The sequence below is a fragment of the Haloarcula sp. MBLA0163 genome, assembly GCF_055632435.1.
In genome coordinates this window covers 1,104,110-1,129,718 of sequence record NZ_CM145745.1, presented here as the reverse complement: position 1 = coordinate 1,129,718, position 25,609 = coordinate 1,104,110, and the positions used below count along the sequence as shown (strand labels likewise).

Genomic DNA, 25,609 nt, shown 5'->3' with positions numbered 1-25,609 from the left:
GCGGAGCGGAAGAATCATCTTGATGTACTAACAACTTCTACTGGGTATGCCAGACATTGACTTGCAAGAAGAACAGGCGCCGTTGAAAGACGAGTACGAGAAGAATCCGGATGCGGCACAGATCACGCTGACCGCGACCGGGAAGGAACAGGACGACGTGCGGGCCTGTAGTGTGGATATCGGGCGGGCGATATACGAGGCCGAACTCCACGAAGGGGCGGGTGGGCCCGGTGCTGCAGCGTGCTCGGGGGATCTGTTGTTGGGGGCGTTGGCGGCCTGTTCGCAACTGACTGCTCAGGCCGTGGCGGCGAACTTCGGCGTCGACGCCGACATCAGTGTCGAAGCCAGTGGCGAGCTCGATCTGCGTGGGACGCTGGGTATCGACAAGGACGCCCCGATCGGGTTCGAGGATCTTCGTCTCGATGTGACTGTTGCGGGTGACCTCGACGAAGATACTCGGGCCGCGCTCCAGAAGTACACGGAACGATACTGTGTCGTGTATCAGACGCTGGCCGAGCCACCAGCGATCGAGACGGCCTGGTCGTTCGAGTAGTGAGTGAGCAGGTCCGGAGGGGTGTCGGTTGAAGTCGGGATGTTCGGGCAGGTTGAGGGTGGGCAGGTCCCGTCGTCGTCTCGTTTCTCTCACCGACATATCCCCTAGATTCTTTATCGCGGGCAGTTGCCTAGGTCGTATCCAATTACTATGAGTCAGGCGACACTCGGCTCTGCGCCTTACCGGAATTCGAGTCTCTTCTCTGGGTACTATCTCGACGAACGGATTGACGACCTCGAAGAGTGGGAATGTGACGAGGAGGCCCGTGCGGCCTACGAGGAACTGCAGCAACTCTGGGAGCTTGAGGGCGAGCTTGCTCCGGGCTACAAGGAGGACGAACTACTTGATTCATGGATCGACGAGGTGCTTGATATCCTCGGGTTCGGGACCCAATCGGAGACAACGGTGCCCGGTGGCGGCGGGTACAACGATCGCCTCCTCTTTGACTCCGAAGCGGTCCGCCGGGAGGCGGCCAAACAGGCCCTCGACGGCAATTCGGAGGCCCTGTACGGAAAGGCGGCCGCCGTGCTGGAGGCCAAACAGTGGGACGCAGACTTCACTAAACAGTTCAACGAACAGCGTCAATATCGCGACGCCTCCCATCAGATCAAGTACTACCTCGAACACACGCCTGAACAGTTGCGCTGGGGCGTTCTCACGGACGGTCGGAAGTGGCGGCTCTATGGGACGAAAGACTACGCTACGGAGATTTACTACGAGGTGGACCTGCCGGAGCTGCTGGAGGCCAACAACCTGGAACAGTTCAAGTACTTTTACGCGTTCTTCCGGCCCGAGGCGTTCCGGGAGACGGCCGGGACCTCGTTCCTCGATCAGGTCTGGAACGAATCCGAGACGGCCGCCCAAGAACTGGGCGAGGACTTACAGGACAACGTCTTCACGGCGCTACGAGTGTTGGGCGAGGGGTTCATCCACACGAACGATTTGGATATCGACCCCGACGACGCGGCAGCCCGCGAAGAACTGAAAGAGCAGTCGCTGGTGTTGCTCTACCGGCTCATGTTCGTCCTCTACGCCGAGTCGCGTGGGTTGATTCACCCGGACGACCCCAGTTCCGAAGCGGAGTACGAGGAGAACTTCAGTCTCGACGAGCTCCGCCAGGAGATTCACGAGGACATCCAGTCGGGCGATACGTTCGAGGACTACAGTGGCTTTTCGACGTCGATGTGGGGACGGCTCGACGACCTCTTCTCGCTCGTCGACGAGGGCGAGGACTCGCTGGGTATCCCGCCGTACAACGGTGGCCTGTTCGACTCAGACAGCCACGAGTTCCTCGCCGAGAACGAAGTCTCCGATCGGCACATCGCTGAGGTCATCTACCGGCTCGGGACCACCGAGAACGACGACGGCGAGTTCGTCCTGGCGGACTACGCCGACCTCGACACGCGCCACCTCGGGAGCATCTACGAGGGGTTGTTGGAGCACGAGTTCCGTATCGCCGACGAACAGTACGCAGCCGTGAGCGAGGACGGCGGACAGGTGTGGAAGCCCGCCACCGAGGTGAGTGCTGCCGAATTCGTCGAACTGGTCGAACCGGGTGAGCTGTACGTCGTCAACGACGACGGCGAGCGGAAGGCTACGGGGGCGTACTACACGCCCGACTACGTGGTGAGCTACATCGTCGAGGAGACGGTCGACCCGCTGCTGGACGATATCAAAGAAGAACTGGAAGCCGACGGGTTGGAGCCGAGTGATCAGGCATACTTCGGGCGCTTCTACGGGCAGGTGCAGGACCTCAAGATACTCGACCCGGCGATGGGGTCAGCCCACTTCCTGACGAGTGCGACGGCGTATCTCACTGAGCAGGTCATGGAGGTCGTCCGCGAGCAAGAAGAACAGGGTCGTGACGAGCAAGAGATCCGCCGGACCATCGCGAAAGAGTGTATCTACGGCGTTGACATCAACGGGATGGCCGTCGAGCTGGGGAAGCTGTCGATGTGGCTCGAGACGCTTGCTGCTGATAAGCCGCTGGCGTTTCTGGACCACCACTTGAAGGCGGGCAACTCGTTGGTCGGGTCCGATATTACGGACGTGCTGAGTGACGAGGAGAGACTAGAAGGGCAGATTACGCTGACCCAGGTGTTTGCTCGCGCTCGACAGCAGACCCTGCAGCATGTCATGGGGCTCATGCAGGACCTGCTGGCCATCGACAACGAGGAATTGGCCGACATCAAGTCGATGGAGGAACTCTACGACGAGATCCGGGCCGACCCGCTGTACCAGCGGCTCTTCGAGGTGGCGAACGTCCACACGGCCGAGCAGTTCGGGCTGGATGTGCCCGAAGGTGTGTACGAGACGATGGCCGGCGCTATCGACGATAGCGACGACTGGTCGGAGATCCAGGAAGAAGATTGGTTCCGCACCTCGCAGTCAATGGCTGACGATGAGGACTTCTTCCATTGGGAACTGGAGTTCCCAGAGGTGTTCTTCGGCGAGGATGGTGAGAAGTTAGAAGGAGCCGGATTCGACGCGGTGATAGGGAACCCGCCGTACGTACGCATCTATGGCGATACGTTGCCTGAGGCCTACGTGGAATATCTTCGAGGAACGTACGGTACTGCCCACATGAAATTCGATCTGTATGTTGTCTTCTCCGAACTAGGCATAGATCTCACACGAACTGGTGGGACATTTTCGTACATTATCCCAGACAAGTTTAGTTCAACTCCCTACGGAGAGCCACTTCGCGACAAGATTCTCGAGCAGACTAATCTGCTATCTGTTCTCGATCTCAGAGAGAGACAAGTGTTCGCTGATGCTACTGTTTCAAATCTCATTCCAGTTCTGCGGAAATCCAACAAGAGTTCGGATTCACTCGAAATCCGTTCATTGAATGCCAACAACGCGATTGTTAGTAGCGAGATTCCCCGTAGTGCAGTTGTCTCCGATGACGATCACTCGTTTCGGCTCTCCCGGACGGTAGAGGACATGGAGTTAACTTCGAAAGTGCGTGAGAGATCCATCCGATTTGACGACATTTATTATACAAATTGGGGCCTCCGAACTGGAACCGCTGAAAAGACGGAAAAATATGTTGTCGAAGATGGTGATGGCCCAGAAACCTATCCGATGGTTCGTGGCCAGGATGTTGTTGAACCGTATCGACTCCGAGAACCATCTGAGTACATCATTTACAGAAAAGACGATCTCTATAATCCGATGTTTGAGGAACTCTTTGAGAACGAGAAGCTTATTTTCCGAAAAATAAGTGGAGCGGGTCTTATGGCCGTTGCTGATGAAAAAGAGTACTATTGTTTCTCGACGCTGATTCCGTGTGTAAACATTCAGCGAGTAGCAGATGTAGATCGGACTGGGATTCCAGATGTAACACCAGAATCGCAAGCCTACGGGGACATCTATTACGCGTTAGCGATCGTCAATTCATCACTCTTGGAGTGGTTCTATGGGGTTAACCTTTCAGATGAACTGAGTGTGGTTCCCGGCCATATCAACGAGCTTCCGATAGCGGAAATAGAAGATATAGATTCAGACCCGGATCGGCAACTGTTGAATTCTTTACTGGATAGTGCCAAGACTGTCATTAACGAACCTGTATCGGGTAGCTCTGTCGTCTCAGAAGTCAAAGATGCATTAGACTCAGGCAACGAAAGGGTCGTCCACGATATTCTATCTGAATTGGCTAAAATGAACTCTGAGCTTCATAGCACTCACGAAAGTCTGAATCTTTCGCTACCGGACTATCTCGGCTCGTACAACGAAGCAATGACGATAGCTGATATTGGGTTAACCCAGCCACCAACCGGATCTGCAGACTCCATCCTCCAGGAGACAACCGAGCAGAAACCGAATCTCCGCGTCGGCGATGCCACCGTTGTTCGCGAATCCGACAACACGGTCGAGGTCCAACTCACAGCACGGTACAAGCCCGACGACGAGGATGCTTACGAGACTGACCAGTGGGGCTACACAGAGACCGAGCCCCTGCCGGCGCTTCGGATCACGGACCTCACCGAGATCGAGGCCGACCTGATTGAGGCGTTCGTCCCGGTCGCCGTTGACGAAGCTGGCGGCTTTGCGGGCTTCCGCGAGACGGCGACGAAGACGAATTCACTGGTCGACCGGCTTCGGAAGTTGACGCTGCCCGCCGTTGACGACGTCCGGGACGGGCTGGCGAGTTACGTGGAGACGAAGGAGCGGGCCGAAGAACTGGAGGCGAAGATCGAGCGGACCGACGACCTCATCGACGAGATCGTCTACGAGCTGTACGGGCTGACCGACGAGGAAATCGAGATTGTGGAAGAGGCGGTCGGGGAGTGAGTGGGTCGTTGGATACCGTCTAACCAACACCCGGCCGGTTTCGCGCTTATCGTTGGTTAGCTTGCGTTAACCTACACCGTTGCCGCCAGACGCTGGAAATCCGCTTGTCCTGGCGTGGCCGGCCACGAGTTAGTCTGTTACTCAGCTAGAGCAGGCACTAGAAAAGTCCTCCACCACCCAAAAACCCATCATCGTTTCCACTAAGTTCGGACGGGTCCTTCCCGAAGTGTTCCGTTTGTTTATGTACGAACGCGACCTCTTGCTGGTCCATCCCGAAGCCGGACGACCCCTCGTATTCGTTCTTTAGCCGACGCCAGCCGTCCAGGTCCTGTATGCCACATGCACAGACGATGACGTAGGGGTACTCCCGGAGATAGTCCTTAATCTGGCCGTCGAGTTTCTTTCGCTGACTGTTCGTCAAGTCTCGCTTCAGTTCGATGCCGACGACGTCATCGACGACGACATCAGCCCGTGCCTTGCCTCGCTCGGTCGATACTGGCAGCTCACGCTGTTCACCCATCCCACCGATACCCATCCCGTCACTCTGGGCTTCGTTGAGTTGGTAGTCCAGATAGTCTTGCAGTTCACTCTGGAACTCCCGCTCGTGCCCGTACGCTTCTTCGGGAATCCAGGCCTCGACGAGATCGAGGACATCGTTGAATGTCTGCTGGTCACCGCCCATCATGTGCCTTGGTACGACATATTCTGGAGTGGATACTTCAAACTTGTCAGCAAGCGCACCAGATGCCGTGGATTGGGGTTCCAACCGGTTCTGTCTGTCAGCGCATTTCGTACAGTTCTCCGGTCAGGTCGACCAGACGTTCTATCGCGGATCAAATAAGCTGCTGAATGGATTCGTTCTCCCGAGCTAACTCGGATTGTTCCGGGGATGTATCCGGTTCCGACTTCGAGAACGACTCCGGCGAAACGGCCTGCTGCATCGCTTTGAGCTTCGACCGGAGCCGGCCACTTGTCGCCCGGACCAACTCGTCGTCGGGCCAGGAATGAACCTGGAGGCCGTCGAAGCGGGTCGCTACCTGCTGGACCGTGTTCAACTGCTCCAGCGCGTACTCGACCCAGTACTGGTGGCTGTCCTGGATCCGTTGCAGTTCATCGACGACGGCATCGTACCCCGCGCGGTCGGCGGCATCGAGACACTGCTTGAAATTCTGACCGCGGGGATTAATCGGTTCGTGGAAGACGACGACCTCGCCGAGTGCCCTGAAGTAGCTGAGCAGTTCGTGAAAGTTGTCTTCGTCCATGGTGGGATACGTCGGCGACATCGAAACGAACACCGAAATGCCGGCCTGCTGGAGACGGTCCAGCGCCTCCCAGCGTTGCATAGGCGGCGGAGCATTCGGCTCCATGGCCTTCACCAGCGGTGTCTCGAACGAAGGAATCGACGAGCCGACAGTGATGCGGTCGCCGGCGGCACGGAACAGATCGATGTCCTGAACGACGGCCGGACTGCGAGTGAGGATGCGGACGGGTATGTCGTGACGGATGAGCTCGGCGACGGCGCCGCGTGTGATCTGGGCGGCGCGTCGGTCTTGGTAGCAATCGGTTCCGCTGGAGAGCATCACGACGCCACGGCCCCGGTCGGTCTGCTTGCGGTCATTCGGGTCACGGTCGGCGAGGATATTCCCCAGGCGCTCCGGGAGGTCGTCCCGATACAGCAGATAACTGCCCCAGTCGCTCTGTGGGTCGTCGACGTCGGCTTGGTCGGCCAGCATCTCGTCACGGCTGTCGATGGCCGGCGTCGTCGGGACGTAGCAGAACTCACACCCGTGCCGGCAACCGGTTGCGACGTTGATTACGTGGTCACAGAGACTCTTGGTGTGGAGATGTGACTCGCTCATCACCGACTTCGTCGGGTCGGTGTTGACCGTAATCGCCTGCTTGTCGTGGCTATCGGTCGCCATCGCACAGTTCCAGCAGAGGAGCTCACCCTGTGGGTTGGCGGCGAATCGGTCGTTGATTTCCTCGTCGCACTCGGCACAGAGGAGGCCAGCCTGCCAGAGGTCCAGTCGCTCAGTGGGGCGACCGTGCTGGCGGTCGAGCTCGCGAAGCTCGTCGAGCGTTGGTTGCTCGTCGAACGTTGCTACCGTCCGACCTTCGTGGTCGACGGCATAGGTTCGCTCGAACCAGCTCTGGCCGGTATCCCATGTGAGTTCCATACTGTGCTCCTTGCAGCAGTATTTATACTGGATCCCAAAAGATGCCATCCTACCGGAGCGAAAGTGAAAGTAGAACCACTTCACTCGGTGCCAACGTATTTACACCTAGAAAGGAATTAGCGGGATAAGAACCACAATGACAGACGCTTCCGACGGGGTTCGAACTGGTGAGGACCCGACGAAAGCGATTCTCAGTGAGTCAGGGCTCAACAGTAAGCACCTGTGTGACTACGTCGTTAACGTCGCCACCGGGTGTCGGCATGGGTGCAAATTCTGTTACGTACCCTCGACGCCGAATATCCGGACGCGGCCGGATATGCTCAAAGAGGAAGCTGACGTCGACAACGGACAGAAAGAATGGGGGAACTACGTGTTGTATCGGGACGGCCTGGGTGAGCGACTGGACGAGCATCTAGACCGCAAGCGAACGTGGCGGGAGACAGAGCGCGGGCAGGGTGTCGTCGGCGTCTCGTTCTCGACGGACTGTTACATGGATGGTCGGGCCGGTGAGATTACTCGGAACGTTGTCGACGCCATCGCCAGCCACGAGGAGTACGTGCGGGTGCTGACACGAAACCCGATTCTGGCGTTACAGGACCTCGACGTGTTCCAGGAGGCCGGCAAGTACGCGACGATTGGCTCTTCGATTCCCTGTATGGACTCTGATCAGGTCGGCGCTATCGAGCCAAGTGCGCCAGCCCCAGAGCTGCGGCTGAAAGGGCTGAAGGAGTTCAACGACCACGGTGTCCAGACGTTCGTCAGTATGAGCCCGACCTATCCCACCCAGGACAAGGCCGACCTCCGCGAGCAGTTAGAGCGCGTCGCCGAGTGTGATCCCGCGGTGGTCTTCCACGAGCCGATCAATCCCCGTGGTGGGAACTTCGAGATGACCGTCGAGGCGGCCCGGGATGCCGGGGAAGCGGAATTGGCCGAGGAACTGGACGCGCTGCGGACGCGGGAGCGGTGGGTCGAATACGCGACGAACCATCTGCGCTGGGTTCAGGAGATCGGGCGGGAGTTGGACCTGCCCGTGCATCTGTGGCCCGACAAGCAACTGATCAAGCACGTTGACGAAGAGACGGCAGTATGGCTGCAGTCTTGGCGGGATCGACAGTCGCCCGAGGAGTTCGCGGAGCGGGAGGTCCCGTCTGGCGGGATGCCAACATTCCCACCACAGTTTACAAAGACAGTCTCGTAATCTGAAAAATGAGTCTACGATAGAAGTTCCGTATAGATGAAGCACTCTCTAGCAGCGAATGACACGGTCTTCTGAATCCGTTTCAGTTCAAAATTCGAAGAGACCACTCTGAACGTCCTCAGAATCATCGCCGTGATCGTCAAAAGAGAGTCTGCTATCAAATGCTTCTTGAGGATTGTTTGCTCGCTCTCGCGTGGATTCTATTTCATCAACGATGCTCTTACGGAGTGTATCCTCATTGCGCATGATATCATCCATTACGCTATTTACCGCAGTTTCGTTTCCGGAGGCAAAAATAAGATCATAACGCCACTCACTACTACCTCTGGAGGTCATCCGTCGAGAAGCGGTATAGTAGTTGAGCGGCTCTATCTGGTTCTTTCGAAACCATTCCACATAGAAATCCTGGGATTTTCCCTTTGGGACTTGTTCTCCTAATGCCTCTTCGAGTGCGTCATGAGCATGTTTGGCTCCTTCAGAGCTGTTTCTGACGACACCTTCGGTTTGGAAATTATACAATATATCCGTGTGTCCTCGGGTAATGAGCTTCTTTAATAACTCCCATTCGACTGACAATCCTTCCGGATCCACGAATGTAAACCAATGTTTAGATTTGTCACCCTGGTTGATTAGCCAATCCACTCCACTATTACTATCCATATTAAATACAAGAATCCGGGGATCAGAATCCCTTATTGCATACTCCTGGCCAGTATCAAGTGAGCTATAATTTAGCGAGATATCAAGATGGTCTTCTATCGCACCACATAGAGATTCCCAGTGGTTTTCCTCAAGTTCGTATAGGTAGTAAGCGTCAAAATCGAAATCAAGCGCACGGATTGGTGACCCTTTTATGTTCAGACGGTAATCTGGTAGCTCGGTAACACCAGTTCCTGCGTGGGTATCCACATACCAGAGATCCGAGCTCCAGTTCTTCTCCATGATAGTTATATATGCGTTCAGATATTTCTCAAGAATGACAAGTTTTGCGATACTCTTATCGCCCGAATAGCTATTCGTCACGTGTGGCATTGGCTATGTCGGTAGCTTGCATGATAAATGTAGTGTGTAGAGAGACTTCTGAGTAATTACCATTACGCAACACCGGTTTCCAATCCTCGGACCCATATTTCAGTACGGAAACCAATATTTTTCGAACAATAGATTAGACTGCGACTTAAGACGTAATCAAAGACCGACTTGTCATCAAATCCGCCGCATCGTCGTCACGACCTCCCGGCCGGTCACGCGCCATCCACACCCGGTCCACACGGCCTCCACGCGCTCGAAGCCGCCGTCACGCCGCGGCTCGAACTCGACCTTTCTCTTCGGCCCACGCATCGGCTCGTAGACGAAGCCGTCGGCGGCGGCGTCGGTCACGCGTCGACACCTCGCACGAGATCGCCAACGAGCGACCCGCCGACGTGTGGGCCTTCGTCCCACCCGCGCTCCTCACGAGTGTATTCACACCATTCGCCGAGCGTCCAGAAGGGCGTCTCGGCCAGCTCGATTTTCTCGGCGTCGTCGCCCTCGACGACGACTACAGCTTGCTCGTAGCTGTCCCAGTAGTGGGCGGCTCCGACACCGTCGATGCCGAGAAACATCGGGCGTTGGGTGAGTAGTTCGCGTGCGGTACGTTCTTGAGGGTTGACTTCGGATTTCGACATGGGTTTGGCATAGAACCCACGCGCCTCGGTGCTGGAACACCGGGGCGATTTCCTGAACGGTGGAAATCGGCCAGCGACGCGTGTGTTCTCATTAGTAGGCACGTACAGATTAAACAAAAGCTTTTCGGCACAAGACGATAAATTGTGCTATGCAGAGATGCCCCGAACTGTAACGGTTGACGACAATCGTATACTGTCGCTATTCGACGAAACGGACGAGCCTATTTGTACTGTTCCAGATATGGCAGAAAACCTCTGCCTCGGTCGCGATGCTCTTCGACGTCGTCTAAAGAGCTTAGAAGAGCAAGGAACAGTAGCTTCTAAACAAGTTGGTGCAAGGTCAGTAGTCTGGTGGCGCCCTGACTAAGGTAACTTTTCTCTGCCACTGGTAGTTATCCACCATACCGTAGCTCGTGCACCGACCTCTCTTGACTTCACGAGACCCTCACCTTCGAGGTCGCGGAGCCGATTTCTTATACCGTCAGCAGAATATTCGAGTCGCTCCGCAAGCTCTGGGGCAGTAACGACTGGATCAGGATAGACTGCTATCTCGCGAAGTATATCTATGTCTTCAACACGTCGTGAGCGCCCCATTTAGTCGGATTTCCCACTGCCGGACCAAAATATCACCGTTCAAAATCTATCTCGTCTCGAAGACATATATCGGCACGTGCGGAAAAACTAAGTGCGAACGGAATTAACGACACGAGCGAGGCCGACGCGTCGCTCCTCGGGCGTCGCTGGAAAACCGAGTGCGACGCCGTGTCACACCACGGGCGCCGCGTCGGTCACGCACCGCATGAACGCTCTCGAGACGGGGAGGCTTGAAACCTCGCCACCGGCCGCGCCGCATCGCCCGCCGACTACCCACCACGCCACCATGCCCGACCAGCACCAGCACTTTCGGTCACGAATCACCGATTCTCGAACCACCAGACTGCGGCATTTTCGCCCACTTTCGTGCATCATTCGATTACCGGCTGAAACGGCCAAATTCGACTCCGAAAGGCTCACAGACAAAAATCGGGTCGCGAAAATCGACTTTCGTGCACCACCCCTCACCAGCCTTTCTACAAAATTGGTCCACTCTCAAACTATGCCAACACTGAGGCAGACCATCCGTTGGACCGGGTGCCAACACAACCCTGCGCCGACCACGATCACCAAGCCCAGTCGAACTCACCTGAACAGACAGAGAGTTGCGCACACAACCGGCTCCCAATCGCCCACCGACGATAGAGCACGAACCACGAACCCAAGTCAGGAGCGGGTCCCGGCAGATGGGCTTCGGGCGGGTACACTGGGGAGAGAACGACTACACCGGGACCCAACAATCATGTCAGTAATTGATGCGGAAAAGGCTTGGTCCGAACACACTGGCGCAGCACATCCGACACCAGCAGCCACCCAACGGCCACACACGCCCGCTGGTCGCTTCCGACCACCAACTAAGGGGTGTGCCTGATGGGCGACGCCAACGCGCGTGTCGAGCCACACAGCGCCGACGACATCGAATCCACCACCACACACACCCAGTGGCGGCTGCGCTACCGCGTGAGTGAGCTCATCCATTACACTGAGTGGACCACCGCCTTCCCCACTGTGGAGAACCTCTATGAACAGTACCAGCGGAGTACCCACGCCACGGACCTCACGCTCGAACGCCGGGAGGTGTGTCGATGACCGGAGATGGGAAAGAGACGAAATGGGGAATCGGTCGCCAGCGAGTTATGGGGGGTGACAAAGTACTCGTCGGGCGACCGATCAGCAGTTCGGAGGCCAACCGTCATAAGTGGCCAGAAACCGGGCGCCCTACCACGATTCGTTCTACGCAATCGATTGCTGAGGACCGACTTGTCACCGACGGTGGGCAGGAGTTGATCACCGTCTGTCCCGAGTGTGACACCGCCCGTATTCAGAGTGTCGTCGGGTCGGACATCTGTGCCGACGGCGTCGATCACGCCTATCGGTGTCGGGAGTGTGGGGCCACCTTCGACGAACCCGCCGAACGCGAGCCCGAACATCGGTCCCATCCCGGCTACCTGGCCGGGCAGTTACTGCAGGCTGATCCCGACGATGTGAGCCGGGATAACCTCGTCACCGACGGCGGCCGCGATCTCGTCACCGCCTGCCCTGAGTGTGACAGCACGGGTATCCGGAGGACAGTCCGGGACAGTACCGACCACGAGTACGCGTGTCGGCACTGCGGGGCGACGTTCGATGAGCCCACAGAACGCGAGCGGTACGCTTCCTCAGGCCTGCCAGGACTGCCGGGTCATCTCACCAACCTCGATCCCGACGACGTCGGTGACGAATCGATTCGGACCGACGGCGGCCACCCCCGGCCCGTAGAGGAGATCGGCGTCCCCAAAGCCGAGGGTGAATCCTGGGCCGCAGTCGCGGGCCGCCGACGTGAGGAGGAGGACTGGCACGACTGCATCTGTGGCGCCCGCTACCGCTCACGGCAGGCAGCCCTGCAGTGTTGTAGTGACCGCTTCGAGGAGGACGACTAATGACCCACATCCACGACCCAGAACACAGCGGCCTCAAAACCTGCCATCCTGAGGCCGGCTACGAGACCAAACGCATCGAGTGCCCGCGCTGCGGCGAGGAGTTCGGGAACCTACCCAACCACCTGCCGAGCTGTGACGGAGGGTCAGCATGACCGGACTTGACTGGCCGGCTGGCTTCGACCGGACGTCGAGGCTGGCCCGGGAACCCAACCGGACCTTCGAGGCCACACTCGGCCAGACGACCCAGGATCTGGCGACGGAACTCGATCGGTTGGATCCCGACGACTGGCGTGCATCCATCGCCAACAGTCACACCAAATCGAACTCGCTGCCGTTGCACAATGCCAATCCCGAGGATCCAGGGTTTGTGCTCCGATGGACCATGGATGGCGAGCAATTCGCCGTCGCGTGTGATGCGTATTCCCGACTGCGCGATAACGTCCGGGAGGTGTATCTGTGGGTGCGTGAGACGCGGTTGCGCGGGAATCGGGCGGTCGTCACAGGCGAGAGTGAGTTCGCGGCCGCCCGCTTGCCCAGTGGCGAGGGCGAGGACGCTGTGGTTGCGGCCGAACCCGCTCACGCCGTGTTGGGTGTCGACCGGGATGCATCCGACCAGGAGATCGAACGCGCCTACCGGGAGACGGTCAAGGAGGCCCACCCCGACCAGGGAGGGAGTCAAAAACGTCTACGTGATGTGCAGCGGGCCCGGGAGGTGTTGCTCGATGAGTGATCGTTTTGAGGTTGAGAACCCGGCCGGAGACGGTCCAGGTCAGGCAAGCCATCGTCGCCGCGGTGCACCGGCTGCCGGCGACCGGGGGTGGTGTGACCCAATGAGCAGCGTTGGCCCGGTCAGTGTCCAGTTCGCTACGCAAGTCACCTACTCGAATAGCGGTTCCCGTCTGTTAGCATGTCAGAGCATACCTACACCAACGACGCCGATGTACAGCACTCAGCAGCGACTCCAAATGAGCCGCCCGTCTCAAACGCGGTCCCGCTCGATATCCCAGACGAGCGAACCTACACTGATGAGGTTAACGCAACACTTGACCGGAGGCTATGTGCCGCCATCGATGCGGCCGATGCCGCGGGCAACGCCTATCTACGACAACTCCTGGCGAACGAACTCGGGGCACACTACTATGCGACCAGATAGGCCGGGGAGAGCTCGTGCAGTCAGTGCCTGGCCGATGGCGTGTACTCACAGCCAGAGTCGAGGTGGAGAGCAATGATCTCCGGCGGCCCATCCGAGCAGTCCATCGAGGAGTACGCCCGGGAGAACAAAGAGGAGCTCATCGAGATTCTCCGACATTCCTCGGACACGATGGGACGGGCGATGGCCTGGACCATCCTCGATCGCGGCCTCTCGGACCCAGAGTTCGAACAGTTAGAAGCGGAGTTCGAGCAACTCAAACGCGACCGGGGGATGTCCTAATGGGACTCCAACGCGTCGACGAACTCCTGAGCGCGTTCGAGGAACTCCCCCTGGGCGGCCAGCTCAGTGATCAACTCTTCGCGCCGGTCGGCCTCATCCAGAATGTCGGGGTTCTCCTTCGCGAACTGCAGGAAGTCCCGCTGGACCGCCGAGAGGTTCTTTTCCATGCGTTCGACGGCGCCGTGTTCCAGCGCCTGATTACACCAGACACAGAAGTCCTCGTCGGCTGGCGTCTCCTTGCTACACCGCGGGCAGGTGATCGGGCTGTCGGGGCCGGACTCCTCGTCGACCTCCTCGACGTCTTTCCCGTGGATGCGAGCGAGTTCGCGGTCGCCGGCCTCGCCGAAGACAGCGACATAGCGGGAGGCTGCATCAGAGCCACGCACCCAGCCATAGCGGGACTCGAGATGGGCCTGGGACATCCCCTCGCTGGCGGCGTAGGACGCCGAGGATTTCCGGAAGTTCGTCAGTGTGACCGGCAGCGTTACGTCGGCTCGGTCGGCGATCTTCCGGAGAGTCCCGAACACCAGTTGTTTCGAGACACCTTCGTTCCGGTTGAGCTTCGACCACAGCGGCGCCGTCGGATCGTTCTGACCGGGGTGGTCGGCAAGCCATTTCTGGACGTACGGCACGGACGGGATGAGGGTGACCGTTCGCTGACCGCGTTTCCCGTCGACGGTGACTTGCATCCCGTAGTCGTGGTCCGAGAGATCGCCGACACGCAGGTCGTGAAACTCCCCGCCGCGCAGACCGGCGTCCCACTGCAGGGCGATCATGGCGGCGTCGCGATTGTTGTACGCCGCATCAAGCATCGGCTTGACGTGGTCCTCCCAGCCGAGCATCTCGGCGGGGTCGGGTTTGGGGTTGTAGCTCGAGGACGTGCCCGATGGCACCCATGCGATGGATTCGGGTGGGTCCTCGCCGCTGTCGTCGGTCGCGCGCCGGCCGAACATCCGGAACGCAACCCGGTAGTCCCGGTTCGTTTCCTCGTTGTCATAGGTCCGATGGATCCAGTTGAGGATGTCCTCGGCTGGCTCTTTGTCGGTCAGTGCATCGTGCAGTCCGCCAACGTTCTCAGCCATCCGCACACAATGACGCAACAACTTCTCGTGCCGGTGATAGCCGGTTTCGGTCTTGCGGAGGAACAGCTCGTCGGAAAAGTCCAGCAGCGCCGTCGCGTCGGCGTCGGTGATCTCGTCGCTCTCTTGGATGCGGTCGCGAAGGTGCTCAATCGCTTCTTTTGGCCCCGCCATACTACTATCTTTCTATTCATATATTATAAATTCATGGCTTCAAAGTATTTGCAAATATCCCACCCCTGGCTTGTTGGCTCAGTTCGTGGCTACACCGGAGAAACCCCGGTAATTACCGACTGCTGTCGCAGATATCTCTGCAAGGGCCGAGACCTGTGTCCACAGTGTGACAACTACGATGCGTACGTCCCGACTGGTCCTGTCGCGTACACTCGGCCGACTGACGGTACCACGCACGGATGGGGCGAAGGTGTGGCCCCGGCGACCACGGCGTGAACTGGCCTCACTCGTCGAGCAACGTCTCACCGCACGCAGGACAGGCACCGCCGGAGTTGGTACTGTCGAGGTCTGACTGTGCTCCCGTCCAGCCGCACATCGCACACTGCAGTAGGTTGGGTCCAGACACGAACCGTTCGGACCGTCCGTCGCCGTGGCAAAAAGCGTGGTGACGGGGTCGGTCAGCCGCCCGACGAACGCCGTGCCCCGGCGACGGGACCGGATTGATACGGGGCGGCTGGCGACCGAGTCCCGGCGGCTAACGTGGGCTTATGACGCTCCAGCCCATAGCAACCCCCATGAGCGAACACGAGAGCGAGCTGCCGGACAACGACGAGGAGTGGCGCGAGCTGTTGACAGAGGAAGAGTACCGTATCCTCCGCGAGGCCGGCACGGAACCACGGTTCAGCAGCGACCTGCTGGACGTCAAGGAGTCGGGTGTGTTCACCTGCGCCGGGTGTGGCGCCGAGCTGTTCGACAGCGACGAGAAGTTCGACTCCGAGACCGGCTGGCCGAGTTTCTGGGACGTCTACGACGAGGGGACCATCGAGACGCGGCTGGACGAGAGTCACGGCATGCGCCGTACCGAAGTCGTCTGCGCCAGCTGTGAGGGGCACCTCGGTCACGTCTTCGACGACGGCCCCGAGCCCACCGGCAAGCGCTACTGTATCAACGGCGCCGCGCTGGACTTCGAACCCGACGAGGCCTAACTACTAAACTCATCTGCCGGACACCCGGGCGGTCGGCAGTGGCAACCGACACCGACGCCGGCGTCGCCGACACCGGCGAACCGGATAGCCGAGTGTTCTCTCCGGCCCTCGAGACGTTCCCGATGGCGTTTGCCCCCATCGGCGCGGCGATGGTGTACGGGCGGGACGCTCAGGCGTAGCTCTGCTCGGCGAACTCCAGGATGCGGTCGGATTCGGCCATCGTGACGCCGTACTCGTCGTCGACGAGGACCGGGACGCCGCGCTGGCCCGAGACGCGTTTGACCTCGTCCCGGTCCGAGTGGAGCGCGTCGACCCAGATGCTCTCGTACTCGACACCGAGTTCGTCCAGTCGGTCGGCGACTTTCTCACAGTAGGGACAGCCGTCCAGTTGGTAGAGCGTTCGGCTCACGGACGGCTCTAACGGAGCGAGACGCAAAGAACGTGTGGTCCGACGACCGACGACCCAGCTACTCGTACAGCCAGGTCTCGTCGACCTGTTCCCAGTCGACGAGCTCCGACTCGTCGAAGAAGAGGGCGATCTCGCGCTCGTTGGCGCCCTCGTCCTCGTGGTCGGAGCCGTGGATGACGTTCCGACCGAGGTCCAGCCCGTAGTCACCGCGGATGGTGCCGGGTGCGGACTCGGCGGGGTCCGTCTCGCCCATCATGTTCCGGACCTGTCGGGTCGCGTCCTGTCCCTCCCAGACCATCGCGAAGACCGGCCCGGAGGTGATGAAGTCCACGAGGCCGTCGAAGAACGGTTTGTCCTCGTGTTCGCCGTAGTGTTCCTCGGCGAGCTCCTGGTCGATCTGCATGAACTTGCCGGCGACCATCTTCAGGCCGCGGTCCTCGAAGCGGGAGACGATGTCCCCGATGAGGCCGCGCTGGACGCCGTCCGGCTTGACCATCACGAAGGTGCGCTCGGCGTCGGCCATCAGGCCTCGGCCTCCTCGGGCGCTTCCTCGTCGTCCTCGCTCTCGTCGTCCGCCTCGGACTCGTCAGCCTCGTCGGCGTCGGCGTCCTCGTCGCCCTCGACGTCCTCCTCCGCGTCCTCGAGGTCGGGTGCGGCGTCGGCCTCCTCGTCGGTCTGCTTCTCGCCGCTCGCGTTGTAGCCGGACTCCGTCCAGCCGAGGTTGCGAGCTTCGCGACCGAGGTCGGCGTTGTTCTCGCACTTCGAGGAGCAGAAGTGGATGGTCGTGCCGTCGTTGCGGACGAGCATCGTCCCGGTCCCGGGCTCGATGTCCGCGCCGCAGTAGTCACATTCGCGCGTCTGTGGCATCGTTACTGCCCCCCGATGGAGTCGGCTTCGCGGGCCGTCTCGCGGAGCTGGAGCACGTCGCCCTCTCGGACGGGGCCCAGGACGTTCCGCGTGATGATACGCCCCTGGTTCTCGCCCTCGCGGATGCGGCACTTGACCTGCATGGCCTCGCCGTGCATCCCCGTTTTGCCGACGATCTCGATGACCTCGGCGGGCGTGGCGCCGTTGCCTTCGGATTCCTCAGCACTCATCCGTCGTCACCTCACCGAAGCTCCTCGACCTTCGCGGCGATGTCCTCGACGTCGCCCTCGGCCTCGCCCGAATCGACGATGGCGGCGGCGGCCGAGCCGACTTCGAGGCCCGCGGCGTGGCCCAGGTCGTCCTGCTGCTCGACGAAGATGAAGGGGACGCCCTTCTCGTCGGCCAGCTCGGGGATGTGCATGACGATCTCCTCGGGCTGGACGTCCTCGGCGACGTAGACGAGCTCCGCGGAGCCGCGCTCGACGGCCTTGGTCGTCTCGTTGGTTCCCTTCTTGACGCTGCCTGTGTCTCGTGCGACTTCCAGCGCCTCGAGGGCGTCGTCCTCGAGGTCGGCCGGAACGTCGAAATCTACGTATACTGGCATTTGTATGGTCACCTCCTGCGCGCGGGCTCAGGCTCCCCCGCCGTCGCGGGCGTTCCCGCGGCGCACCGCGGCGGTGCGCGTAGTCCTAAAATGGCTGGGAGCATCATCAACCCGGCGCAGGCTGTACCCCATTCTGTGCCACCGGCCCTAAAAGCGCTTTCGAAGCCGAAACGGCGTGCGAACGCGGTGCATAGCCGCCCTCCGTCCGACCGCACGACGCCCGTCGCGAGGGGTCCCCGCGGAACCGTCACGCCCATGCCTCCGCCGGTGCCTTTCGTCAGTATGGACCTCGCACGGTCGCTCCGCGCGGAAGCCCGTCGGTCGAACGAGCGCCGACTGCTCGTGCTGGCCGGCGACCGCGAACGGACCCGCGACCGTGCCGCCGACGCCCTCGACGCCGCCGGAATCCCGCGTGCCGAGACCACGCTCCTCGGTCCCGACGCGTTCCTCGACTGCGAGCGCCACGAACAGTCACGCGCCGGCGAACTGCTCGGCCGGACCCGGACCGCCGTCGTCCTCGACGCCCACGGCGAACTCCGACCGAACGCGCTCGGCACCGCCGTCGGGGCCGTCGACGGGGGCGGCCTCCTCGTCCTCCTATCGCCGCCGCTGGACGAGTGGGCGGACCGCCGGGACGCCTTCGACGAGACGCTGGCGGTGCCGCCGTTCGACGTGGCCGACGTGACCGGCCGCTTCCGGCGGCGACTGGTCGAGACGCTCCGGGCCCACCGCGGCGTGGCTATCGTCCACGTCGAAGCGGACGGCGAGACAGTCGAAGCGGACGGGCTGACGGACCCACCGCCGCGACGCCCGGCCGACCCGCCGGCCCCGCCGGCCGAGACCGTCTTCCGCACGGAGACCTACGAGGCCTGCCTCACCGAGGACCAGGTGGACGCCGTCCACGCGTTCGAGTCACTGCGAGAGCCCGGCCACGCCGTCGTCGTTGAGGCCGACCGGGGCCGCGGGAAGTCAAGCGCCGCGGGGCTGGCCGCGGCCGACCTCGCACTCGACGGGCGGGACGTCCTCGTGACCGCGCCGCAGTACCGCAGCGCCGCCGAGGTGTTCGTCCGTGCGGCGGCGCTGTTCGAGACGCTCGGCGCTGCCGTGACGCCGGATAAATCGGAGACGCCCCACGAACTCGCCGTCGATGGCGACGACGGCGGGCGGATACGGTTCGCGAAGCCCGGCGCCGCCGTCGAACTGCCCGGGGACCCGGACGTGGTCGTCGTGGACGAGGCCGCCGCGCTCCCCGTCCGCCGCCTCGAGGCGCTCCTCGACGCGCCGGCCGTCGCGTTCACGACGACGGTCCACGGCTACGAAGGGGCCGGGCGCGGCTTCTCCGTGCGGTTCCGCGACCGACTGGCCGAGCGCGACCTCGCGGTGACGGACGTGTCGATGACGGCGCCCATCCGCTACGCCGAGGCCGACCCCGTCGAGGTGTGGGCGTTCCGGGCGCTACTGCTCGACGCCCGCCCGCCCGTCGAGCAGCTGGTCGCCGACGCCACGCCGGAGACGGTGGAGTACCGCCGCCTCTCGACGGCGGACCTGCTGGCCGACGAGCACCTGCTGCGGGAGGTGTTCGGACTGTTGGTGCTGGCCCACTACCGCACCGAACCGGCCGACCTCGCGCGCCTGCTCGACGCGCCGAACCTCTCGGTGCGGGCGCTGACCCGCGACGGTCACGTCGTCGCCGTCGCACTGCTCGCACGGGAGGGCGGCCTCCCGCCCGAGACGCGTGCGACCATGTACGAGGGCGGGCGCATCCGCGGGAACATGGTGCCCGACGTGCTGACGACGCAGCTGCGCGACGAGGACGCTGGCGTCCCGGTCGGACAGCGCGTCCTCCGCATCGCCACCCACGCCGCCGTCCGGTCGCGTGGCCTCGGGTCGCGGTTGCTCGGGGACGTGCGTGCGGAGGTCGGCGACGAGGTGGACTGGGTCGGCGTGGGCTACGGCGCGACGCCGGAGCTCGTCCGCTTCTGGCGCGAGAACGGGTACCGCACCGTCCACCTCTCCACCTCGCGGAACGACACCAGCGGGGAGTACTCGGCCGTGATGGTCGACCCCTGCTCCGAGGCCGGGGCGGAACTGTCGGCCCGGCACGCGGGCTGGTTCTGTGACCGCGCCGCCGCGGTGCTCTCGGACACGCTCGACGACTGCGACCCGGACGTGGTTCGGGCGGTGCTCCGGGCCGTCGACGCCACGCCGGACCCGGACCTCTCGGACTGGGAGTGGCGACTGGTCGCCGGCGTCCCGGGCGGGGCCGCCATCCTCGACACGAACCCGGCGCCGTTCCGCGCGCTGACGGTGCGCCACCTGGTCGCCCCGGACGACGAGGACGCTCTCGACGACCGAGCGGAGCGACTGCTCGTCCGGAAGGTGTTGCAGGCCCGACCGTGGGACGAGGTGACCGCGGTCCTCGAGTTCGTCTCTCGCCGGCAGTGCATGCGCGCCCTCGGCGATGCCGTCGAAAGATTGACACGGCTTTACGGCGAGGAGTGGGTACAGGAGGAACTGGACCGCCACACATGACGCCGGGACTGGAGCTGCTGTTGGTCGTTCTCGCCTTCGCCCTACTGGTCGGTGGCGTCGTCGGCAGTCTGGTCCCACAGGCGCCCGGTGCACCGGTGTCGCTCGCCGGCGTGTATCTGTACTGGGTCGCCACCGGCATGACCGAACCCGGGACGCTGTTGCTGGCGGCGCTGACCGTCGTGGGCGTGCTGACGTGGGTCGTCGACTTCGTCGGCGGGGCCGTCGCGGCCCGCGTGGGCGGCGCCTCGAACGCCACGGCCGTCGTCGCCGGACTGGTCGGCCTCGTCCTCTTCTTCGTGACGGGGCCACTGGGTATCATTCTGGGCGTCGCCGCGACGGTGTTCGCCGTCGAGTTCTACCGACAGGAGGACGCCCGGAAGGGGCTGAAAGCCGCACTGGTGACGACGGCCGGGATGCTCGCCTCCGGCGTCGTACAGGCACTGCTCACCGGGTCGATTCTGGTGACGATGCTGGTGGTCGCGCTCGTATGACCACCTGCGAGGAGACGGACTGCGAGAACGAGGCCGCGGTGGAGCTACACGTACCGTGGACCGAGGACATGCTCGTCTGTACCGCCCACGCCCGCGTCTGGGCACAGAAGGACGGCGTCGTCCCGGAGCCGCTCGACGGGGCGGCGGACGACTGGCGCTAGAGGGCCTTCGCCAGCATCACCTCGTCGGCGTAGTCGTCGCCGAACTTGTAGTGGTCCTCCCGGACGGCCTCGGTCTCCCAGCCGTGGTCGTGGAGGAAGTCGATGGCGTCCTCGTTCATCGAGGGGACGGAGTTGTACAGTTTCTCGTACCCGTTGTCGCTCGCCCACTCGGTGCCGCGTTCGAGGAGCTGGGCGCCGATGCCCTGCCCGCGGTACTGGACGAGGACGCCCAGCGTGAGCTCGGCCGTGTGGCTCAGCTTCGCTATCTCCGGGTGCTTGAGGTGGACCCAGCCCACGACGTCGTCGTCGACGCAGGCGACGAAGAAGATGCGCGACTCCAGTTCGTTGTGCCGGAGGAGGACCCCCTCGCTGTCGATGATGTCGGCGAGCGTCTCCGCGTCGACGTAGGCACCGCTCCCGATGGCCGCGCGGATGGCCCCCACGAGCCCTTTCAGGTCCTCCTGTCGGGCCTGGCGGATGGTGTACTCCACCTCCTCCGTCTCGAACTCCTCAGTGTCGGCGTCCTCGTAGGCGACGCGGAGCTGCCCGTCGTCCCGCTCCAGCATCCCCTGTCGCTGGAGGATGGCGACGTGGTGACCGAACGGGCGCGGCTCCATCTGCAGGGCGTTGCGCACCTTCTCAGCGTCGACGCGGCCGTGAGACTCGACGTACTCGTAGATGTCCTGCCGGTCTACGTGGTCGAACTGCAGTGGCTCTGTGAGCTCCATGAGTTCTGTTACCACACACCAGTATTTAATTGTTTGTCACGTGGTACGTGATAACTCAATTTCGGAGAAATCGTCGCCTACCGCTCGGGGACGCCGGTCAGCACCGTCGCGACGTCGCGGACGTCGTGGGTGTCCACGAGCAGTTCGGCGGCCGTGCGGACGGAGTAGGTCCCGTCGAGGTCGACCCCGTAGCAGGCCGCGTACAGCCCGAGCCACTGGTTCAGCGTCGCCTCGAGCCGGTCGAAGGTCGCCTCGTCGAAGCGGACCCACTGGCCGCCGGTCCGGGCCTCGCAGTACAGCGACACCGTCGGGCCGACGCCCTCCCTGAGGAGGGCCATCGCCCGCTCCTCGTCCGGCGGGTCCGGGTCGAGGTCGGCGGCGGCCTCGTCGGCCCGCCGTTCCAGCGCCCGAATCCGGTCGCGGTACTGGTGGCTCATCAGCCCTGTCGGAACTCGACGCCCTTCCCCCCGGCGGGGTGTTCCCAGTCGGTGTCGGCGACGACGGCGCAGGTGCCACACTCGACGCACGGTTGCGTGTCGAGGCTGACCAGGTGTTCCTCGTGGCCGTTCGTCTTGACCATCTCGTCGCGGTAGCACCCGCCGCCGAAGTCCTTCGCGCTGACCGGGCACGCGGTCACGGCGGTGCCGGACGCCTCGAAGGAGTTGTCGACGAGTTCGATGTGCGGGTCGCCCACGTCGTAGGTCAGGTCGCCGATGCGGTCGTCGAGTTCCGGCGGCTGGACGTGGTTCTCGTCGGTCACGCGCTCGCCCAGTTCCTCGCCGAGTATCGTCGGGAGCGTGACGTAGGGGAGTTTCGTGTCGGGAATCATCGAGACGAGCGTCGGCGAGTTGTAGGCCCGCTCGACCAGACCCTCCGCCGCGCGGACGCCGAAGCGGCCGACGGCCGACTCCGCGACGGCGTTCGTGATTCCGTCTATCGGCCCTATCTCCCCGAGTTTCCCGACCGTCCGGTAGCTGGTCGGCCTGAGTTTGTCCATCACGCCCTCGTCGTGGAGCTTCTTCTCGTAGAACTCGCCGGCGCGGTGCGGGTCGCCCCGGGAGCGGGCGTCGGCGAACGCCTCGGCGGCCAGCGCCCCGGCCGTGACGGCGTGGTTCATCCCCTTGATGATGGGGCCCTGAGCCTGCATCTGTCCCGCGGCGTCGCCGACGACGACGAGGCGGTCCTCGTGCGGGGCGGTCAGCGCCGCCTTCTTCGAGTCCGGCACGAGCTTCGCGCTGTACTCCAGTTCGTGGTAGTCCTCGCCCAGCCACTGGGCCATGAGCGGGTGGGTCAGCAGACTGTCGAGCAGCTCCTGCGGTTCGGCCCGTTCCTCGGCGATGGAGTCCAGGTGGAACACCGTCCCGATGGACAGCGACGCCTCGTTCGTGTAGAGGAACCCGCCGCCCCGCACGCCGTCGAACAGGTCCCCCGAGAACAGGTGGGCCTCGCCCTCGTCCTCGTCGATGTCGAACCGCTCGTCGACGACGTCGGGGTCCATCTGCGCGACGGCCTTGACCCCCTGGAACCACTCGTCGGGGTCCTCCCAGTCCATCAGGCCGGCGTCGCGGGCCAGTTCGGAGTTGACGCCGTCCGCGGCGACGACGAGGTCGGCCTCGATGGGGTCCAGTTCCTCGCAGGTGACGCCCACGATCTCCCCCTTCTCCCGGAGGAGGCCTGTGACGTGGACCTCGGTCAACAGCCCGCCGCCGGTCTCGCGGGTGCGTTCGTGGACGCGGTCGGCGAGCCACGAGTCCATCCGTCTGCGCAGGACCGAGTCGGCCCACGCCGTGTCGTGGTGGTGCAGGTCGCCGATGTCGAACGTCTTCACCCTGTCGCCGGCCACGTTGTGGATGTAGTTCTCGGTGACCGGGCGCTCGCTGGCCTCCGCGCGGAAGTCCGGGAACAGCCCGTCGATGGTGTACGGTGCCGACTCCTCGGCGTAGATGAGTCCGCCGGAGACGTTCTTCGACCCGGCGTCGACGCCGCGTTCGAGGACGAGCGTCTCGACGCCGTTACGGGCGAGGTTCGCCGCCGCCGCGGCCCCGCCCGGGCCGCACCCGACGACGACGGCCTCGTAGTGTTCGTGCTCAGTCATCGCTCGCCTCCACGGCCGCGGCCAGTTCGCCCCGCTCGACGGCCTCGGTCAGTCGCGGGAGCACCTCGAAGAGGTCGCCCTCGATGACGTAGTCCGAGAAGTCCCTGATGTCAGCGTCGGGGTCGGTGTTGACGGCGATGATGGTGTCGGACTCGTCGCAGCCGACCTTGTGCTGGATGGCCCCGGAGATGCCCGCGGCGATGTAGACGTCGGGTTCGACGACCTGTCCCGACTCGCCGATCTGTCGCTCCTCCGTGACGTACTGCTCGACGTGGCCGTCGAAGGCGTACGAGGAGGTGATGACCCCACGCGAGAGGCCGAGGTCGGCGTCCTCGAAGGCGTCCACGAGGTCGAGCGCGAGTTCGATGCCCGTCGTGGGGTCGTCGCCGATGCCCCGACCGACCGCGACCACCACGTCGTTGCCGGTCAGGTCGACGCCGCCCGAGAGGCGGTCGAACTCCGTGACGTCCACCTCGAACCACGCGTCGTCGAGGTCCATCTCGTACTCGACGACCTCGGCCTCGCGGTCGTAGTCCGGGTCCGGAATCTCGAAGCTGCCCGGAATCACGGACGCCCCCTGCGGGTGGAAGTCCCGGTTGGGCTTGTCGATACAGAGGATGGTCGAGTACTCGAACCCGGAGAAGTCCGGCCGCTTCATGTGCAGGACGCGCTCGAACTCCTTCTTGTCGCCCGCGGTACCGACCTTCGCGGGGTTCGAAATCATCGCCTCCTCGATGTACAGCCCCGAGCAGTCGGAGGCGAGCCCCGAGTCCAGCGCCCCCTGGACGAGCGCCGAGAGGTCCCGCCCGTTGTTCGTCGCCGGGAAGAGGGTGTAGCGCGGTTCGTGGTAGTCCTTCCAGTCGACGTCCTCGTGGCCCTCGCTGGCGAGGTCGCCGCCGGCCCGCGACATGTCCGTGACTATCTCGGTGTAGGGCTTGTGACGGAACCGCTCGAGGCGGTCGTCCTCGTGGTAGAGGACGAGGTCGGCGCCGTAGGCGGTGACGTCCTCGACGTGGTCGCTGGCCGCGTCGCCGAGGAGGACGGCCACGACCCGTTCGTCGGCGTCGTAGTCCTCGTTGTACTGGTCCATCAGCTCGCGGGCCTTCCCGAGCATCTCCTTCGAGACGTCGACCAGTTCGCCGGCCTGCGTCTCGCAGAACACCCACATGTCTCGGTACTCGGCGCCGACGGTCCCCTCGACCCACTGCTTGTCGTTGGTCGGGTGGTCGAGGTCGGGGTACTTCTCCTCGGGCGGGACGTACTCGACCGCCTCGTCCTCGTCGTCGCTCCCCTCGACGGACTCGATGCGGTTCTCTATCTGCGTGATGGCCGACGAGCGGTCCTTGCCCCCGCGTTCGCGTTCGAGGACGTCCCGCAACACGTCGGCGTCGTCGACGTCCCGGACCATGTTCGCGATGTCCGCGACGGTCATCTCGGTGAGGTCCACCGTCGCCGGGTCGAGTTCCCCCTCGTCCTCGGCCTCGATCTTCTCGATGCGGTCCTCGATGAGCGTCTTCACCGGGACGCGGTCCTCGCTCTCCTCCTCCAGGGCCAGCATCTCGCGCAGTTCGTCGGCGTCGTCGACGTCCTTTATCTTCGGTCCGAGGTCGGCTATCTCGTACTCCGTCGGGTCGATATCTGGCATTG

Annotated in this window: 30 protein-coding genes; 14 read left to right on the top strand and 16 right to left on the bottom strand. The window is 62.5% G+C overall.

Going from position 1 to position 25,609, the window contains the following annotated elements; translation table 11 throughout:
- Positions 1-46 precede the first annotated feature (46 nt).
- On the top strand, positions 47-553 hold the full coding sequence (locus tag ACV7GQ_RS06020; RefSeq protein WP_470312622.1) for an OsmC family protein: 507 nt from the start codon (positions 47-49) through the stop codon (positions 551-553).
- Between the two features lie 150 nt (positions 554-703).
- Positions 704-4,849: an Eco57I restriction-modification methylase domain-containing protein gene (locus tag ACV7GQ_RS06015; RefSeq protein ID WP_470312621.1), complete on the top strand. Its 4,146-nt coding sequence runs from the start codon at positions 704-706 to the stop codon at positions 4,847-4,849.
- A gap of 157 nt (positions 4,850-5,006) precedes the next feature.
- On the opposite strand, the gene ACV7GQ_RS06010 is transcribed toward ACV7GQ_RS06015, so the two are convergent.
- Both ACV7GQ_RS06010 and ACV7GQ_RS06005 read right to left on the bottom strand, forming a co-directional pair.
- Positions 5,007-5,534, bottom strand: coding sequence for a hypothetical protein (locus ACV7GQ_RS06010; RefSeq protein WP_470312620.1), 528 nt, complete (start codon positions 5,532-5,534; stop codon positions 5,007-5,009).
- Positions 5,535-5,682: 148 nt separating this feature from the next.
- Positions 5,683-7,026, bottom strand: coding sequence for a radical SAM protein (locus ACV7GQ_RS06005; protein WP_470313141.1), 1,344 nt, complete (start codon positions 7,024-7,026; stop codon positions 5,683-5,685).
- A 136-nt stretch (positions 7,027-7,162) separates the two neighbouring features.
- Between ACV7GQ_RS06005 and ACV7GQ_RS06000 the strand changes: the two genes are divergently transcribed.
- Positions 7,163-8,224 carry a radical SAM protein gene (locus ACV7GQ_RS06000; RefSeq protein ID WP_470312619.1) on the top strand — a complete coding sequence of 354 codons (1,062 nt, stop codon included), beginning with the start codon at positions 7,163-7,165 and terminating at the stop codon, positions 8,222-8,224.
- Between the two features lie 87 nt (positions 8,225-8,311).
- Here the strand turns inward: ACV7GQ_RS06000 and tcmP are convergent, their stop codons facing one another.
- The 4 genes from tcmP to ACV7GQ_RS05980 all read right to left on the bottom strand — a co-directional run bounded on the left by tcmP (position 8,312) and on the right by ACV7GQ_RS05980 (position 10,485).
- Positions 8,312-9,256, bottom strand: coding sequence for a three-Cys-motif partner protein TcmP (tcmP, locus tag ACV7GQ_RS05995; protein WP_470312618.1), 945 nt, complete (start codon positions 9,254-9,256; stop codon positions 8,312-8,314).
- 174 nt (positions 9,257-9,430) lie between these two features.
- Complete coding sequence (locus ACV7GQ_RS05990) at positions 9,431-9,604, bottom strand: hypothetical protein (protein ID WP_470313184.1); 174 nt, start codon at positions 9,602-9,604, stop codon at positions 9,431-9,433.
- Complete coding sequence (locus ACV7GQ_RS05985) at positions 9,601-9,891, bottom strand: hypothetical protein (RefSeq protein WP_470312617.1); 291 nt, start codon at positions 9,889-9,891, stop codon at positions 9,601-9,603. Before ACV7GQ_RS05985 ends, ACV7GQ_RS05990 begins: the two co-directional genes overlap by 4 nt.
- Positions 9,892-10,254: 363 nt before the next feature.
- Positions 10,255-10,485, bottom strand: a complete 231-nt coding sequence (locus ACV7GQ_RS05980; RefSeq protein ID WP_470312616.1) for a MarR family transcriptional regulator — start codon at positions 10,483-10,485, stop codon at positions 10,255-10,257.
- Between the two features lie 870 nt (positions 10,486-11,355).
- Between ACV7GQ_RS05980 and ACV7GQ_RS05975 the strand changes: the two genes are divergently transcribed.
- The 6 genes from ACV7GQ_RS05975 to ACV7GQ_RS05950 all read left to right on the top strand — a co-directional run bounded on the left by ACV7GQ_RS05975 (position 11,356) and on the right by ACV7GQ_RS05950 (position 13,836).
- The gene (locus tag ACV7GQ_RS05975) at positions 11,356-11,574 is read left to right on the top strand and encodes a hypothetical protein (RefSeq protein ID WP_470312615.1); all 219 of its coding nucleotides are present in this window, start codon (positions 11,356-11,358) and stop codon (positions 11,572-11,574) included.
- Positions 11,571-12,404 carry a hypothetical protein gene (locus ACV7GQ_RS05970; RefSeq protein WP_470312614.1) on the top strand — a complete coding sequence of 278 codons (834 nt, stop codon included), beginning with the start codon at positions 11,571-11,573 and terminating at the stop codon, positions 12,402-12,404. The genes ACV7GQ_RS05975 and ACV7GQ_RS05970 overlap by 4 nt, the downstream gene beginning before the upstream one ends.
- Positions 12,404-12,556, top strand: coding sequence for a hypothetical protein (locus tag ACV7GQ_RS05965; RefSeq protein WP_470312613.1), 153 nt, complete (start codon positions 12,404-12,406; stop codon positions 12,554-12,556). The genes ACV7GQ_RS05970 and ACV7GQ_RS05965 overlap by 1 nt, the downstream gene beginning before the upstream one ends.
- On the top strand, positions 12,553-13,134 hold the full coding sequence (locus ACV7GQ_RS05960) for a DnaJ domain-containing protein (RefSeq protein ID WP_470312612.1): 582 nt from the start codon (positions 12,553-12,555) through the stop codon (positions 13,132-13,134). The genes ACV7GQ_RS05965 and ACV7GQ_RS05960 overlap by 4 nt, the downstream gene beginning before the upstream one ends.
- 177 nt (positions 13,135-13,311) lie before the next feature.
- Positions 13,312-13,557 (top strand): hypothetical protein, encoded by a 246-nt coding sequence (locus ACV7GQ_RS05955; RefSeq protein WP_470312611.1) that lies wholly within the window; start codon positions 13,312-13,314, stop codon positions 13,555-13,557.
- Between the two features lie 72 nt (positions 13,558-13,629).
- Positions 13,630-13,836 (top strand): hypothetical protein, encoded by a 207-nt coding sequence (locus ACV7GQ_RS05950; RefSeq protein WP_470312610.1) that lies wholly within the window; start codon positions 13,630-13,632, stop codon positions 13,834-13,836.
- On the opposite strand, the gene ACV7GQ_RS05945 is transcribed toward ACV7GQ_RS05950, so the two are convergent.
- Complete coding sequence (locus ACV7GQ_RS05945) at positions 13,833-15,089, bottom strand: tyrosine-type recombinase/integrase (protein ID WP_470312609.1); 1,257 nt, start codon at positions 15,087-15,089, stop codon at positions 13,833-13,835. The genes ACV7GQ_RS05950 and ACV7GQ_RS05945 overlap by 4 nt on opposite strands.
- Positions 15,090-15,664: 575 nt before the next feature.
- Here ACV7GQ_RS05945 and msrB point away from each other — a divergent pair.
- Both msrB and ACV7GQ_RS05935 read left to right on the top strand, forming a co-directional pair.
- Positions 15,665-16,075: a peptide-methionine (R)-S-oxide reductase MsrB gene (msrB, locus tag ACV7GQ_RS05940; protein ID WP_470312608.1), complete on the top strand. Its 411-nt coding sequence runs from the start codon at positions 15,665-15,667 to the stop codon at positions 16,073-16,075.
- Between the two features lie 38 nt (positions 16,076-16,113).
- Complete coding sequence (locus ACV7GQ_RS05935) at positions 16,114-16,254, top strand: hypothetical protein (protein ID WP_470312607.1); 141 nt, start codon at positions 16,114-16,116, stop codon at positions 16,252-16,254.
- Here the strand turns inward: ACV7GQ_RS05935 and ACV7GQ_RS05930 are convergent.
- Genes ACV7GQ_RS05930 through rpl7ae form a run of 5 tightly spaced genes read right to left on the bottom strand, consistent with a single transcriptional unit; the run spans position 16,245 to position 17,955 of the window.
- A complete protein-coding gene (locus ACV7GQ_RS05930; RefSeq protein ID WP_470312606.1) occupies positions 16,245-16,484 on the bottom strand; it encodes a glutaredoxin family protein in 240 nt (79 codons plus the stop codon). The genes ACV7GQ_RS05935 and ACV7GQ_RS05930 overlap by 10 nt on opposite strands.
- Before the next feature lie 58 nt (positions 16,485-16,542).
- Complete coding sequence (gene ndk / locus ACV7GQ_RS05925) at positions 16,543-17,007, bottom strand: nucleoside-diphosphate kinase (RefSeq protein ID WP_470312605.1); 465 nt, start codon at positions 17,005-17,007, stop codon at positions 16,543-16,545.
- Positions 17,007-17,351, bottom strand: a complete 345-nt coding sequence (locus ACV7GQ_RS05920; protein ID WP_470312604.1) for a 50S ribosomal protein L24e — start codon at positions 17,349-17,351, stop codon at positions 17,007-17,009. The genes ndk and ACV7GQ_RS05920 overlap by 1 nt, the downstream gene beginning before the upstream one ends.
- A gap of 2 nt (positions 17,352-17,353) precedes the next feature.
- Complete coding sequence (locus ACV7GQ_RS05915) at positions 17,354-17,581, bottom strand: 30S ribosomal protein S28e (protein ID WP_166970787.1); 228 nt, start codon at positions 17,579-17,581, stop codon at positions 17,354-17,356.
- Between the two features lie 11 nt (positions 17,582-17,592).
- On the bottom strand, positions 17,593-17,955 hold the full coding sequence (rpl7ae, locus tag ACV7GQ_RS05910; protein WP_220618540.1) for a 50S ribosomal protein L7Ae: 363 nt from the start codon (positions 17,953-17,955) through the stop codon (positions 17,593-17,595).
- Between the two features lie 282 nt (positions 17,956-18,237).
- Between rpl7ae and tmcA the strand changes: the two genes are divergently transcribed.
- Genes tmcA through ACV7GQ_RS05895 form a run of 3 tightly spaced genes read left to right on the top strand, consistent with a single transcriptional unit; the run spans position 18,238 to position 21,139 of the window.
- Positions 18,238-20,487, top strand: a complete 2,250-nt coding sequence (gene tmcA, locus ACV7GQ_RS05905; RefSeq protein ID WP_470312603.1) for a tRNA(Met) cytidine acetyltransferase TmcA — start codon at positions 18,238-18,240, stop codon at positions 20,485-20,487.
- Positions 20,484-20,978, top strand: a complete 495-nt coding sequence (locus ACV7GQ_RS05900) for a DUF456 family protein (protein WP_470312602.1) — start codon at positions 20,484-20,486, stop codon at positions 20,976-20,978. The genes tmcA and ACV7GQ_RS05900 overlap by 4 nt, the downstream gene beginning before the upstream one ends.
- On the top strand, positions 20,975-21,139 hold the full coding sequence (locus tag ACV7GQ_RS05895; protein ID WP_470312601.1) for a DUF8014 family protein: 165 nt from the start codon (positions 20,975-20,977) through the stop codon (positions 21,137-21,139). Before ACV7GQ_RS05900 ends, ACV7GQ_RS05895 begins: the two co-directional genes overlap by 4 nt.
- Here the strand turns inward: ACV7GQ_RS05895 and ACV7GQ_RS05890 are convergent.
- The 4 genes from ACV7GQ_RS05890 to ACV7GQ_RS05875 form a co-directional block, all read right to left on the bottom strand.
- Positions 21,136-21,867 (bottom strand): GNAT family N-acetyltransferase, encoded by a 732-nt coding sequence (locus tag ACV7GQ_RS05890; protein WP_470312600.1) that lies wholly within the window; start codon positions 21,865-21,867, stop codon positions 21,136-21,138. The two genes, ACV7GQ_RS05895 and ACV7GQ_RS05890, sit on opposite strands and share 4 nt — an antisense overlap.
- 77 nt (positions 21,868-21,944) lie before the next feature.
- A complete protein-coding gene (locus tag ACV7GQ_RS05885; RefSeq protein WP_470312599.1) occupies positions 21,945-22,304 on the bottom strand; it encodes a DUF8055 family protein in 360 nt (119 codons plus the stop codon).
- Entirely contained in the window at positions 22,304-23,962 is a 1,659-nt protein-coding gene (locus ACV7GQ_RS05880) for an FAD-dependent monooxygenase (protein ID WP_470312598.1), read from the bottom strand. The genes ACV7GQ_RS05885 and ACV7GQ_RS05880 overlap by 1 nt, the downstream gene beginning before the upstream one ends.
- Positions 23,955-25,607 carry an electron transfer flavoprotein subunit alpha/FixB family protein gene (locus tag ACV7GQ_RS05875; RefSeq protein WP_470312597.1) on the bottom strand — a complete coding sequence of 551 codons (1,653 nt, stop codon included), beginning with the start codon at positions 25,605-25,607 and terminating at the stop codon, positions 23,955-23,957. Before ACV7GQ_RS05875 ends, ACV7GQ_RS05880 begins: the two co-directional genes overlap by 8 nt.
- Positions 25,608-25,609 lie beyond the last annotated feature (2 nt).